At 72.1% G+C, this 12,770-nt stretch carries 9 protein-coding genes; 4 read left to right on the top strand and 5 right to left on the bottom strand.

Annotated elements, in window-relative coordinates; translation table 11 throughout:
- Positions 1 to 31: 31 nt before the first annotated feature.
- Together AB0O67_RS13155 and AB0O67_RS13160 are read right to left on the bottom strand one after the other, a co-directional pair.
- On the bottom strand, positions 32 to 709 hold the full coding sequence (locus AB0O67_RS13155; RefSeq protein ID WP_365449263.1) for an AIM24 family protein: 678 nt from the start codon (positions 707 to 709) through the stop codon (positions 32 to 34).
- Between the two features lie 138 nt (positions 710 to 847).
- The gene (locus tag AB0O67_RS13160) at positions 848 to 2,194 is read right to left on the bottom strand and encodes a CAP domain-containing protein (protein WP_365449265.1); all 1,347 of its coding nucleotides are present in this window, start codon (positions 2,192 to 2,194) and stop codon (positions 848 to 850) included.
- A gap of 284 nt (positions 2,195 to 2,478) precedes the next feature.
- Between AB0O67_RS13160 and AB0O67_RS13165 the strand changes: the two genes are divergently transcribed.
- From AB0O67_RS13165 to AB0O67_RS13180, 4 genes are read left to right on the top strand one after another with little or no spacing between them, the layout of a single operon-like run.
- Positions 2,479 to 3,654 carry an ROK family transcriptional regulator gene (locus AB0O67_RS13165; RefSeq protein ID WP_365449267.1) on the top strand — a complete coding sequence of 392 codons (1,176 nt, stop codon included), beginning with the start codon at positions 2,479 to 2,481 and terminating at the stop codon, positions 3,652 to 3,654.
- A 43-nt stretch (positions 3,655 to 3,697) separates the two neighbouring features.
- Positions 3,698 to 5,536, top strand: a complete 1,839-nt coding sequence (locus tag AB0O67_RS13170; RefSeq protein ID WP_365449269.1) for a CBM35 domain-containing protein — start codon at positions 3,698 to 3,700, stop codon at positions 5,534 to 5,536.
- A 59-nt stretch (positions 5,537 to 5,595) separates the two neighbouring features.
- A complete protein-coding gene (locus AB0O67_RS13175; protein ID WP_365449271.1) occupies positions 5,596 to 7,959 on the top strand; it encodes a glycoside hydrolase N-terminal domain-containing protein in 2,364 nt (787 codons plus the stop codon).
- On the top strand, positions 7,956 to 9,191 hold the full coding sequence (locus AB0O67_RS13180) for an SGNH/GDSL hydrolase family protein (RefSeq protein WP_365449273.1): 1,236 nt from the start codon (positions 7,956 to 7,958) through the stop codon (positions 9,189 to 9,191). Before AB0O67_RS13175 ends, AB0O67_RS13180 begins: the two co-directional genes overlap by 4 nt.
- Positions 9,192 to 9,207: 16 nt before the next feature.
- Here the strand turns inward: AB0O67_RS13180 and AB0O67_RS13185 are convergent, their stop codons facing one another.
- The 3 genes from AB0O67_RS13185 to AB0O67_RS13195 are packed head-to-tail and all read right to left on the bottom strand — an operon-like array spanning position 9,208 to position 12,694.
- The gene (locus AB0O67_RS13185; RefSeq protein WP_365449275.1) at positions 9,208 to 9,564 is read right to left on the bottom strand and encodes a UBP-type zinc finger domain-containing protein; all 357 of its coding nucleotides are present in this window, start codon (positions 9,562 to 9,564) and stop codon (positions 9,208 to 9,210) included.
- The gene (locus AB0O67_RS13190; protein ID WP_365449277.1) at positions 9,561 to 11,021 is read right to left on the bottom strand and encodes an ATP-binding protein; all 1,461 of its coding nucleotides are present in this window, start codon (positions 11,019 to 11,021) and stop codon (positions 9,561 to 9,563) included. The genes AB0O67_RS13185 and AB0O67_RS13190 overlap by 4 nt, the downstream gene beginning before the upstream one ends.
- On the bottom strand, positions 11,018 to 12,694 hold the full coding sequence (locus AB0O67_RS13195; protein ID WP_365449279.1) for an FAD-dependent oxidoreductase: 1,677 nt from the start codon (positions 12,692 to 12,694) through the stop codon (positions 11,018 to 11,020). The genes AB0O67_RS13190 and AB0O67_RS13195 overlap by 4 nt, the downstream gene beginning before the upstream one ends.
- Positions 12,695 to 12,770 lie beyond the last annotated feature (76 nt).

The raw sequence follows: 12,770 nt of genomic DNA on the forward strand, positions 1-12,770 counted from the left end.
CACTTCGGGCTCGTCAGGGACCCCGGTCCGCTCAGTGCTGCTGAGGCTTGTGGGGCGATGCCTCGCTGGGCCGTACGACGACGTACCCCTCGCCCTGCAGCATGAGCTGGACGGCCTCACCCGAACCGCCGCGCAGCATCGAACCGATGGACTGCGAGCGGTGCAGGGAGGTCTGCAGGCCGGCGGTCCAGCCGACCACCGCGTCCGTGTCGACGTAGACCGGGTACTGCCCCGAGACGGGGATCACCAGGGGGCTGCCGTCACACACCAGGCCGAGCCTGCCCTGACCGCTGAAGACGCTGTTGAACAGGCCGCCGCCGGTGATGCCCGCGCCCTTCACGGTGGCGATCCGGTACGACAACGTCGCGTCGAAACACAGGACGTTACGGCCGTTGACCGTGAACTCGTCGCCCGGCTCGACGTCGACGACGAAGCAGTTCTGCGCCTCGTTCGCGAACCATGCCTCGCCCTGGCCGCGCACCGCCATCAGGGGCAGCCCCTCACCGGTGACCGCGCGCTTGAGCATGCCGCCCACGCCCTGGCCCTTGCGCTCGAAGGCGAGATCGCCGCGGTAGGCGATCATCGCGCCCTGCCGGGCCAGCATCTCACCGTTGACGGCGTACCTGATGCACTTGGTGTTCTCGACGGTCATGCCCGGCGCCTGCGCGGGCTGGACCATGTGCTCACTGGAAAAGAGGTCACCCTTCATGCGGGCATCCTGTCCGGTGTATGCCGTTCTGCCAACATCGGCCGCGGAACTGCGGGTGGCGGGACGGGCCGGTCGGCCAGGCCCGCCGACCTCCGGGGGAGGCCCGTCGCATTCCGGGGGCCTGACCGTCCTCGTCGTTCAGCCGCCGAACAACTGGGTCCAGTACGTGCCCGACCGGCCGCCGCCCGCGAAACCGATGCCGATGTGTGTGAAGTCCGGCTTGAGGATGTTGGCGCGGTGGCCGGGGCTGTTCATCCAGCCGGTCACCACCTCGGTGGGGGAGCGCTGGCCGCAGGCGATGTTCTCGCCGATCGAGCGACGGGTGGAGCCCGCGGCGGCGGCCCGGTCCCAGGGGCGGCTGCCGTCCGGCGCGGTGTGCGAGTAGAAGTCGCGGGCCAGCATGTCGTCGCTGTGCGCCTGCGCGGCCCTGGTCAGCGCCGGGTCCTGGGCCAGCGGCGGCAGACCGGCCCGGGTGCGCGCGTGGTTGGTGAGGTCGATGACGTCGGCCGTCGCGCGGGCGAGGCCGGCCGGGGTGAGGGGCGTGGCCCACAGCGCGGTCCAGAAGGTGCCCCCGGACCGGGCGGCGTCGGCACGGGCGAGTCCGGCGTGGGTGAAGGCCGGGTCGTGGAGGGTGCGGCGGAGGCCGTGGTTGCGCAGGCAGTGGTCGACGAACTCGGCGGGCGTGCGCGGGCCGGAGACCAGGTGCTCGCCGATGGTGAGGTACGCGAATCCGGCGGCGGTCACCCGCTGGTGGACCGCGACACCGTCCCCGCCCTCGACGCCGAGCCGACCGGTGGCCGCCATGGCGCGGGCGTGCTGCCGGGCGGCGTCGGTGAGGCGCGCGTCGAGGACCACGGGCGGCGAACCGGCGCGGGCACGCGCGGAGTTGACGAGGGGGAGAAGGCCCAGCGGATCCGGGGCCGACGGTGGGCCGGGCGGGGCGGCGGCACGCGCGGAGTTCGGCGGCCCGGTCGGGACGGGGGGCGAAGGGGTGGACGGTGTGCCGTCGTCCAGGACGTCCACGCCGAAGTCGCGCGCCAGGCCCGCCAGTCCGTCGGCGTACCCCTGCCCGAGAGCGCGCACCCTCCAGCCCGCGCCGCGCCGGTACAGCTCGGCGAGCAGCAGGACCGTCTCCTGTCCGGGGCGCGGAGGAGTGAACCGGGCGAGGTGGCGGCCGTGCGCATCGGTGACGAACAGCGTGGGGACGGGGAGGCGGCCCAGCGGCACGGTGGGGTCGGCGGGGCTGAGGACGACCGCCACGCGGGTTGCCCCGGCGCGCAGCCGCGGCGGGTCGACCGTGAGCGTGTGGCCCCGCAGGACGGCCCCCGGGGCGGCGGGCTGGTTGTAGAACACGAAGTCGCCGTCGCCGCACACCCTGCCGCCGTCGCCGGTGACGAGCGCGGACAGGTCGAAGGGGCCGGGCACCCGCACGGTCAGGGGACCGTCCGGGAGCGGCACGTTGCCTCCGGGGACCAACTCGCTCATGCTGCCGCCCTGCTGGTGTCCGTCGTGGTCAGAGGTCCGGGGGTGTCGTCGCGGACGACGCACGCCGACGGCCGGCGGTTCCCGGCGGCGTCGCCGCCGCCGCGGGGAGGCAACGTCCTTCGGGGGTCGGTGGACCCGGGGACGCCGACCGGGCAGCCTTCGATCAGTGCACAACAGCCCATAAGTGTCTTGCAATTGAAAGTCTGACGGCAGATCAACTCAACCTTGTGTTGATTCCTGCTTCTTTCATTGACAGCGGAAAATAAGCCGCCTAGGTTCCCGCCATGCCCTCGACCTCCCCTGTCGAGGTGTTCCCGGTCCCTACGCCGGCCGCCTCGCAGATCTTCACCACCGTCCTGTCCCACGGCCCGCTCACCCGCTCCGAGATGGCCGAGCGGACCGGGCTGTCCGCCGCCGCGGTGACCAAGGCGGTCCGGCCCCTGATCGAGGCCGGTTATCTGGTGGAGGACGCGGACGAGGAGGCCCGCCGCGCGCTGGGCAGGCCGGCGAACCCGGTGCGCGTCGACGGCGGCCGGGCGCTGTTCATCGGGGTCAAGGTGACCGGCGACGAACTCATCGGCGTCCTCACCGACCTGTGCTGCCGCATCCGCGTCGCACGCCACCTGCCGCTGCCCGACCGCGACCCCAAGCCGGTCCTGGCGCAGATCGCGGAACTGGTACGCGAGTTGCTCACCGAGGCGGACGGCTTCGGCGTCCGGGTGCGGGGCATCGGACTCGCGGTCTCCGGCGACGTCGACCGCGCGGCGGGAGCCGTTCGCTACTCGCCGTTCCTGGAGTGGCGCGACGTACCGCTCGCCGAACTCGCCGCCATGACGACCGGACTGCCGGTCACCGTCGACAACGACGTACGCGCCCTGACGGTCGCCGAGCAGTGGTTCGGCGCCGGGGTGGGCCTGTCCGACTTCGCCGTGGTCACCGTCGGCGCGGGTATCGGCTGCGGCCTCGTCGTGCACGGTCGGGTCGTCGCCGGGGCGCACGGTGTGGCCGGCGAGATCGGGCACGTGGCGATCGACCCGGCCGGCCCGCCGTGCCACTGCGGCAACCGGGGCTGCGTCGAGGCCATCGCCGGGGAAGAGGCGATCCTCGCCCGGGTCAGGGAGGTGACGGGAGTCCAGGTCGCCGACGCCGCCGCGGCCCTGGCCCTCGCGCACGGGGGCGACGCCGGCGCCCGCGCGGTGTACGCGCGCGCGGGTGAGGCGATCGGCCGGGGCATCGCCACGGTGGCCAACCTCTTCGGACCCGAACTGGTGACCATCTCCGGCGAGGGACTGGCCGCCTACGACCTGTTCGCCGAGCAGATCCGCGACGCCTTCGCGGCGGCCGCCTTCGGCTCGGCCGCCCAGTGTGCCGTACGGACCCGGCCGCTGCCCTTCGAGGAATGGGCACGCGGCGCCGCCGCGACCGCGATCCAGAGCTTCATCACCACGGACCAGAACTAGCCCGACCCACCCCCAGCTGTACCGAGCCCAGGAGGTACGACCCATGCGGTCACCCTCGTACTCCGTCCTGCCCGCACGCGGCCTGAGAGCCGTCGTCGTCCTCGCCCTCACGGCGGGCCTCGCCACCGCCGTCCCGGCGGCCCAGGCCCAGACCCCGGCCGGCACCGCCGCCCCCGACCGGGCCGCGTCCGGCACCGCCGCCCCGGCGCTCGCCGCCAAGCCGTACATGGGCTGGTCGAGCTGGAGCATGCAGTCGTCGAAGTACCCGGGCCTCAACCCGGACGGCGACTACAGCTATCTCACCGAGGCGAACGTCCTGAAGCAGACCGACGCCATGGCCACGAAGCTGAAGCGGTACGGCTACGAGTACGTCAACATCGACGCCGGCTGGTGGCGTGACAAGGCGTGGAAGCCCTGGTTCGACGACCACGGCCGGCAGAAGGCCGACCCGGACCGCTTCCCCCGGGGGATGAAGGCCGTCGCCGACCACATCCACGCCAAGGGACTCAAGGCGGGGATCTACCTCCCCGTCGGCCTGGAGAAGGAGGCGTACGGCGAGGGCAAGGTGCCGATCTGGAACGCCGAGGGCTGCACCACCGCCGACATCGTCCACGACGACCTGCGCACCACCAACGGCTGGGACAGCGCCTACAAGATCGACTTCGCGGACCCCTGCGCGCAGAAGTACATCGACTCCCAGGCCCGGCTCTTCGCCGACTGGGGCTACGACTTCCTCAAGCTCGACGGCGTCGGCCCCGGCTCCTTCAAGAGCGGCGACAACTACGACAACGTCGCCGACGTGGCCGCCTGGCAGAAGGCCATCGCCACCGCCGGCCGGCCGATCCACCTCGAACTGTCCTGGTCCCTGGACATCGGGCACGCCGAGGACTGGAAGAAGTACTCCAACGGCTGGCGTATCGACACCGATGTCGAGTGCTACTGCAACACCCTCGCCACCTGGGAGAACAGCGTCGTCGACCGCTGGGACGACACCCCCGCCTGGACCCGGCACGCGGGCCCGGGCGGCTGGAACGACCTCGACGCGCTCCTCGTCGGCAACGGCGAGATGGACGGCCTGACGAAGGCCGAACGGCAGAGCCAGGCCACCCTGTGGGCCATCGCCAAGTCCCCGCTGTTCAGCGGCGACGACCTGACCCGGCTCGACTCCTACGGTCTCTCCCTGCTGACCAACCGTGAGGTCATCGCCGTCAACCAGGCCGCCGCGCCGCCCGCGAAGCCGGTCACGCCGTCCGACCCGCAGCAGGTGTGGGCGGCGAAGAACCCCGACGGCACCTACACCGTGGCACTGTTCAACCTCGGTGACGCGCCGGCCGCCGTCACCGCCGACTGGGGCATGCTCGGCTTCACCGGCAAGGCGGACGTGCGCGACCTGTGGAACCGCGAGAACCTGGGCTCCCACCGAGGCGGCATCACCCAGGCCCTGCCCGCCCACGGCTCCCGTCTCTTCACCGTCACCCCGCGCGGCACCGCCGTCACCACGACCGGCTACGAGGCCGAGTCCCCGGCCAACACCCTCGGCGGCCAGGCCTCCGTCGCCGACTGCACCGCCTGCTCCGGCGAGCGCAAGGTCGGCAACCTCTACCTCGGCGGCAAGGTCACCTTCAACGACGTGGTCGTCGCCAAGGCCGGCACCTACCAGGTCAAGGTCGCCTACGTCAGCGGTGACCCGCGCACGCTCGACGTCTCGGCCAACGGAGGCGGCGCGGTGCGCCACAAGTTCGCCTCCACCGGCGACTGGGGGACCGCCGCCACCGTCAGCGTGCCCGTGAAGCTGAAGGCGGGCGCCAACACGATCACGCTCGACAGCGGTTCCGGCTACGCGCCGGACGTCGACCGGATCGACGTACCGAAGTCGCTCTGAACCCCGAGGGACCCGGCGCCGGCCGGGTCCCTCCCCTCCTCGTACCGGGAGCCGCCCGTATGTCCGCACCCAGCAGAAGAACCCTGCTCTCCGCCGCCACGACGGCCGGCCTCGCCACCGCCCTCGCGGGTCTGCCCGCCTTCACCGCGTCCGCCGCACCCCGGCGGCCCGCCGCCGACGCGCCGCTCCCCACCGGCACCGCACGCGACACCCTGTGGTGGCGGGCCCCGGGCGACGCCCACTCGATGATCGAACAGGGCCTGCCCGTCGGCAACGGCCGCCTCGGCGCCCTCGCGAGCAACGACCCCGGCCGCGAACTGCTGCTGCTCACCGATGCCACGATGTGGACCGGCGGCCTCAACGACACCCTCGACGCCGACGGTCAGTTCCCTTACGGCCGCGCCGACTTCGGCTCCTTCACGCTGCTCGCCCGGCTCACCGTCGACATCCCCGACCACGACCTGTCCGCCGTCACCGGCTACCGCCGCACCCTCGACCTGGCCCAGGGCGTCGTGGCCTCCTCCTACGTCCGTTCCGAGGTCACCTACCGGCGGCAGGTGTTCGCCAGCCGGCCCGACGACGTGATCGTCCTGCACTTCACCCAGAGCGGCGGCGGCCGGTACACCGGCACCATCACCCTGGACGGCACCCACGGCGAGAAGGCGGGCGCGGAGTCCTTCGGGGCCGCCCTGCCGAACGGGCTGCGCTACGGCGCCGCCGTCGCGGCCCGCGGCAGCGGCGGGCGCGTCGCGGTGAGCGGCTCCCGGATCGACTTCACCGGGTGCAAGGAGCTCACGGTGGTGGTCAGCGGCGGCACCAACTACGCGCCCGACGCCGCCACCCACTACCGCGATCCGTCCCTCGACCCCGAGCGGCTGGCCCGTACGAAGGTGCGCGCCGCCGCCGCCCATCCGGCCGGCACCCTGCTGCGCACCCATGTCGCCGACTACCGCGACCTGTACGGCCGACTGGACCTCTCCCTCGGCGAGTCGACCGCCGAGCAGCGCGCGCTGGACACCTGGGAGCGGCTGAAGGCACGCGCCCGGGACGAGGTCCCCGACCCCGAACTGGAGGCGGCGTACCTCCAGTACGGCCGCTACCTGATGATCTCCGGCTCCCGCGGCAGCCTGCCCCTGAACCTCCAGGGGCTGTGGCTCGACGGCAACGATCCGGACTGGATGGGCGATTACCACACCGACATCAACATCCAGATGAACTACTGGATGGCCGACCGCACCGGTCTGTCCCCGTGCTTCGACGCGCTGACCGACTACTGCCTCGCCCAGCTCCCGTCCTGGACCGAGCTCACGCACAAGCTCTTCAACGACCCGCGCAACCGCTACCGCAACTCCAGCGGCAGGATCGCCGGCTGGACGGTGGCCATCTCCACCAACCCGCACGGCGGCAACGGCTGGTGGTGGCACCCCGCGGGCAACGCCTGGCTCTGCAACAGCCTGTTCGAGCACTACGAGTACACCGAGTCCCGCGACCACCTGGCGAAGATCTACCCGCTGCTGAAGGGCGCCTGTGAGTTCTGGGAGGCGCGGCTGCTGACCACCACCCTGCCCGGCACCTCCCGTGAGGTGCTGATCGCGGACAGCGACTGGTCGCCCGAGCACGGCCCGCTCGACGCCAAGGGCATCACCTACGCCCAGGAGCTGGTGTGGGCGCTCTTCGGCAACTTCTGCGCCGCGTCCGCCCGGCTGAACAAGGACGCAGGCTACGCGGGCACGATCGCGGGACTGCGCAGGAAGCTCTACCTGCCCGAGGTGAGCCCTAAGACGGGCTGGCTCCAGGAGTGGATGTCGCCGGACAACCTGGGCGAGACGACGCACCGGCACCTGTCCGGGCTGGTCGGGTTGTTCCCGGGCGACCGCATCCGCCCCGACGGCTCCACCCCGAAGGACGTCGTCGACGGCGCCACCGCGCAGCTCACCGCGCGCGGTATGAACAGCTTCGGCTGGGCGAACGCCTGGCGCGCGCTGTGCTGGGCCCGTTTGAAGAACGCCGAGAAGGCCTACCAGCTCATTGTGAACAATCTGCGTCCGTCCACCGGCGGCACCAACGGCACCGCCTTCAACCTGTTCGACATCTACGAGGTCGAGCAGGGCCGCGGCATCTTCCAGATCGACGCGAACTTCGGCACGCCGGCCGCCCTGAGCGAGATGCTCCTCTACTCCCGCCCCGGCCACCTGGAACTCCTCCCGGCCCTCCCCGACGCCTGGGCCGCCGCCGGCCACGTCAAGGGCGTCGCCGCGCGTGGCGGCTTCGTCGTGGACCTGCACTGGCGGGACGGGAAGCCGACCTCGGTCCGGCTCCGCAGTGTCGGCGGCCGGATCACGGCCGTGGCGTACGGGGGCGCCTCCCGGACGGTCACACTCGAGCCGGGGCAGTCCGTCACGCTGAAGGACCTCGGCCGGTGAGCGGCCGTCGCGTACGGCTGGCGCGGGTGATCGGCGTGCTGCTGGTGGCGGCGGTGCCGCAGGTCCCGCTGGCGGCGCAGGCGGCGCCGGCCAGGCACGACGTCATCACCTGGGGCGCCAGTGCCGACCGCGTGGGTGAGGCCGTCGCCGACCGCAGCTACCGGCTGGTGGTGCGCACCAGCGTCGGGGGCGACGCTCTGCGGATCCGGCTCTCCAACGCCTTCGGGGACCGGCCGGTGACCTTCGACAGCGTCCACGCCGGCATCCAGCGGGCGGGCGCCGCGCTGGTCCCCGGCAGCAACCGCCGGCTCACCTTCGCCGGCGCGCGGTCCGTCACCGTCCCCGCGGGCGCCACCGTCCTCAGCGACCCGCTGCCCGGCAAGGCCGCCGCCGGCCTGAACCTCGTGATCAGCCTGCACAGCCCCGACGCGGCCGGTCCCGCGACCGGCCACGGCATGGCCATGCAGACCTCGTACGCGGCGCAGGGCGACCACGCGGCCGAGGAGGGCGCCGGCCACTTCACCGACACCATCGGCTCCTGGTTCTACCTCGACGCCGTCACCGTCCGGACGAGCGCCACGACAGGCGCAGTGGCCGCCCTCGGCGATTCCATCACCGACGGCTGGGAGTCCAGCGCCGACCTGAACCGCCGCTGGCCCGACTACCTCGCCCGCAGGCTCGCGGCGGCGCCCGGGGCGACCGTGCGGGGCGTGGCCAACGAGGGGATCTCGGGCAACAAGGTCCTGGCCGACGGGGCCGGGCGCAGCGCCCTGAACCGGCTGGAGCGCGACGTGCTGTCCCACCCGGGCGTCCGCACGGTCCTCGTGTTCGAGGGCGTCAACGACATCAAGGCCCACACCGGCGTCACCGCCGGGGACCTCGTCGCCGGCTACCGGGAGATCGCCGAGCGGTCGCACGCGGCGGGCAAGTGCGTCGTCGGCGCCACCGTGGGGCCCTTCAAAGGCTGGTCGGAGTGGGATCCGGCCGCCGAGGCCGTACGGCAGGAGGTCAACGCGTTCATCCGGGACAGCGGCACGTTCGACGCCGTGGCCGACTTCGACCGCATCCTGCGCAGCCCCTACGACCCCGAGCGGATCATGCCGTTCTTCGACAACGGCGACCACCTGCACCCCAACGACAAGGGGATGCAGGCGCTCGCCGATTCCGTCGACCTCAAGAGCCTCGAGTGCGCCGCCGGGCCCCGCGCGAACGCGCCGACGGCCACCGACTGACCGGGCGGACGGGCCCTCACTGCCGCAACGTGCGGGCCCAGTCGGCGGGCACCCGCCCGGCAGGGCCCGGCGTCGGCTGGTCCGCGGGATGGCATACCGGAGGCGCCAGCTCGGGCCCGGCGTCGTACACCTCCTTCGTCGCGAAGTTCCAGAACCACTCCTCGCCCGGTTCGAAGCTGCGCATCACCGGATGCCCGGTCGCCTCGTAGTGCGCCGTGGCGTGCTGGGCGGGCGAGGAGTCGCAGCAGCCGATGTGCCCGCACTGGGCGCAGCGCCGCAGGTGGAACCACCACCCCCCGGCCTCGTCGCACTCCGTGCATCCCGTCCCGCTGGGCGGCACGCTCGGGTCGATGCCGCTGGTGTCACTGGTCATGCCGACTCCTCGGGGGCCGTCTCGTCCTCTGTGGCGGTGAGCGGAAGCAGTACCTGGAACCGGGTGTCGCCCGGTGCGGACTCCACCTGGAGAGTGCCGTGGTGCTTGTTGACCACGATCCGCCAGGAGATGTCCAGGCCGAGCCCGGTGCCCTCACCCACGGGCTTGGTGGTGAAGAAGGGGTCGAAGATACGGTCCCGGATCTCGGGTGGCACCCCGGGGCCGGTGTCGCGGAACTCCACCAGCAGGCACTCGCGGTCCCGCGCCGTCCGCACCGTCAACGCCCCCTCGCCGCCGTCGCTGTTGATCGCGGAGACCGCGTTGTCGATCAGGTTGGTCCACACCTGGTTGAGCTCCGCCGGATAGGCGGGGACCTTCGGGAGCGTACGGTCGTAGTCCTTGACGACCTTGATCTGCGGGCCGATCTTGCCTGACAGCATCAGGAGGGTGCTGTCGAGGAGTTCGTGCACGTCGGCCATCCGGTAGGGGGCGCGGTCGAGCTGCGAGTACTGCTTCGCCGCGTCCACGAGGTGGGAGATCCGGGTCGTGGAGTCCAGGATCTCGTCCATCAGCAGCTCGGTCTCGACCGTGTAGTTGAGCCACCCGATCGCGCCCGGCAGGATCTCCTCGTCCACGGCCGCCGCGATCTGGTCCAGCCAGTCCAGGTCCAGGCCGGCCTGCACGAAGGTGGGCGCGATCCGCCAGCCGTCGGGGATGCCGTGGTCGTCGAGCCAGTCGCCGACTGCGTCCTCACGGTCCGAGGCCTCCAGCGGGCTCAGGGTAGGCGCCTTGGCGACGCGTTCCGCGGTGCGGTCCTGGATCTCGATGAGGTTCGCCAGCGCCTCGCGCGGATAGGGTCCCGCCGAGATGACGCTCAGCTTGTGGCGCATCTTCGCCACCCGCTCCCGCAGCGAGGACGTCGCCCGGACGGCCGCCGCGGCGGGGTTGTTCAGCTCGTGCGTGAGCCCGGCCGACAACGAGCCGAGCGCCAGCAGCCGTTCCCGCTGCCCGATCATCCGCTGGGTGGTCTTCGAGCCGAAGAACAGGCCCTCCAGGAGGTGGACCGCCATCGGGAACCACTCCCGCATGATGCTCGCGAACGTGTCCGCGGGCACCACGAAGAACCGCGTCGGCTCGGTCACGCGCATCGAGTTGTTGTAGACCTGCCGCACCCGGTCGCCGAGGTAGGCCTGCATGGCACCCGCGTACACCCCGGTCTGCGAGGTCCGGGTGACCTCGACGTCGTCCGCGCCGACCCTCCGGGACAGTACGACCGTGCCCTCGATCATCACGTAGAAGCAGGTGGCGGGGTCACCCTCGGTGTAGACGGGTCCGGCCTCGAACTGCTCCACCCTGCCCTCGGTGCACAGCCGTTCGAGCTGCTCGGGCGAGAGCCTCTCGAACAGGAACAAAGCGCCGATCTCCCGTGGGTTGCACGGCATCCGGTGACCGCTCATGACTGCTCCAGATAACGGTGGACGAGCATGACGGCCATGGCTCCCTCCCCGACGGCGGACGCGACCCGCTTGGCGGACTCGGCGCGCGCATCGCCCGCCACGAACACACCCGGGACATTGGTCTCCAGGTGGTACGGCGGCCTGTCCAGCTCCCAGCCCGACGGCGGCCGCCCGTCCGCCGTGAGGTCGGGTCCGGCCAGGATGAACCCGCGCCGGTCGCGCAGCACCGTGGCGCCCAGCCAGTCGGTCAGCGGCGCCGCGCCGATGAAGACGAACAGCCACTGCGCGTCGACGAGTTCGGTGTGCCCCGTCGCCGTGTCGCGCAGCGTCAGCTGCTCCAGGTGGTCGGAGCCGTGCGCGGACTCGACGACCGTGCCGCAGCGCACCGAGATGTTCGGCTCCTGCTCGATCTGCTGGATCAGGTAGTACGACATCGACGCCGCCAGCGACTGCCCGCGCACCAGCAGCGTCACCGACTTGGCACCCCGGGCGAGGTACATCGCCGCCTGCCCCGCGGAGTTGGCGCCACCCACGATGTAGACGTCCTGGCCCTGGCACGAGGCCGCTTCGGTCAGCGAGGAGCCGTAGTACACCCCGCAGCCGTTCAGCTCGTCGCAGCCCTGGGCGGCCAGTTGGCGGTACTGCACACCGGTCGCCAGGATCACGCTGTGCGCGGCGATCTCCGAGCCGTCCGAGAATTTCACGACCCGCGCGGCCCCGTTGACCTCCAGCGCCGTCACCTCACGCGCGGTGAGGATCTCCGCGCCGAACCTCGACGCCTGCCGGCGGGCCCGGTCGGTGAGCTGCGCGCCGGACACGCCGTCCGGGAAGCCGAGGTAGTTCTCGATGCGTGAGCTCTGCCCGGCCTGCCCGCCCGTCGCCGACCGCTCCACGAGCACCGTCCGCAGCCCCTCCGACGCCCCGTACACCGCCGCGCCGAGACCGGCCGGGCCGCCGCCGATGACGACCAGGTCGTAGAAGTCGGCGTTCGGGGTCGTGGCCAGCCCCACGTGTGCGGCGAGTTCGGGGGTCTCCGGCTCGACCAGGGGCGTGCCGTCCGGGGTGATCACCAGCGGCAGCCGCTGCCCGTCCGCCCCGGCGGCGTCCAGCAGCCGCCGGCCCTCGGGCTCCTCGGCCGAGTACCAGCGGTACGGCACCTGGTTGCGGGCCAGGAACTCGCGGACGTCCGTGGAACGCGCCGACCAGCGGTGCCCGACGACCTTGGTGCTGGGCACGGGCCGGTAGTCGCTGCGCCGCCAGGCGTCCAGCAGGTCGTCGAGGACCGGGTAGAGCTTCTCCTCGGGCGGGTCCCACGGCTTGAGGAGGTAGTGGTCGAGGTCGACGACGTTGATCGCGTCGATCGCCGCGTTGGTGTCGGCGTACGCGGTCAGCAGCACCCGGCGCGCACCCGGGTACACGTCCAGGGCCTGCTCCAGGAACTCGATGCCGTTCATCTGCGGCATGCGGTAATCCGCCAGGATGACGGCCACCAGGTCGCCGCGCAGCTTCAGCTCGCGCAGCGCCTGCAGCGCGGACTCGCCGGACTCCGCGCGCACGATCCGGTACGACTCGCCGTAGCGCCGCCTGAGGTCCCGTGCCACGGCACGGGAGACTCCCGGATCGTCGTCCACGGTCAAGATGACGGTCCGCGCTGCGTCGGCGGCCTGTGCCATTCGTCTCCCACCCCGAGCGGTCGGTATCAGGACGCGGCGTCCTCCTCGTCACCGCACCCGGCTTCGGCCATCGTAT

Source organism: Streptomyces sp. NPDC086077 (assembly GCF_040686175.1).
Taxonomy (GTDB): Bacteria; Actinomycetota; Actinomycetes; order Streptomycetales; family Streptomycetaceae; genus Streptomyces.

What these genes read in the sequence shown, in the direction of transcription:
- AB0O67_RS13155 (WP_365449263.1), bottom strand. Translation starts at nt 709, where the DNA reads ATGAAGGGTGACCTCTTTTCCAGTGAGCACATGGTCCAGCCCGCGCAG.
- AB0O67_RS13160 (WP_365449265.1), bottom strand. Translation starts at nt 2,194, where the DNA reads ATGAGCGAGTTGGTCCCCGGAGGCAACGTGCCGCTCCCGGACGGTCCC.
- AB0O67_RS13165 (WP_365449267.1), top strand. Translation starts at nt 2,479, where the DNA reads ATGCCCTCGACCTCCCCTGTCGAGGTGTTCCCGGTCCCTACGCCGGCC.
- AB0O67_RS13170 (WP_365449269.1), top strand. Translation starts at nt 3,698, where the DNA reads ATGCGGTCACCCTCGTACTCCGTCCTGCCCGCACGCGGCCTGAGAGCC.
- AB0O67_RS13175 (WP_365449271.1), top strand. Translation starts at nt 5,596, where the DNA reads ATGTCCGCACCCAGCAGAAGAACCCTGCTCTCCGCCGCCACGACGGCC.
- AB0O67_RS13185 (WP_365449275.1), bottom strand. Translation starts at nt 9,564, where the DNA reads ATGACCAGTGACACCAGCGGCATCGACCCGAGCGTGCCGCCCAGCGGG.
- AB0O67_RS13190 (WP_365449277.1), bottom strand. Translation starts at nt 11,021, where the DNA reads ATGAGCGGTCACCGGATGCCGTGCAACCCACGGGAGATCGGCGCTTTG.
- AB0O67_RS13195 (WP_365449279.1), bottom strand. Translation starts at nt 12,694, where the DNA reads ATGGCACAGGCCGCCGACGCAGCGCGGACCGTCATCTTGACCGTGGAC.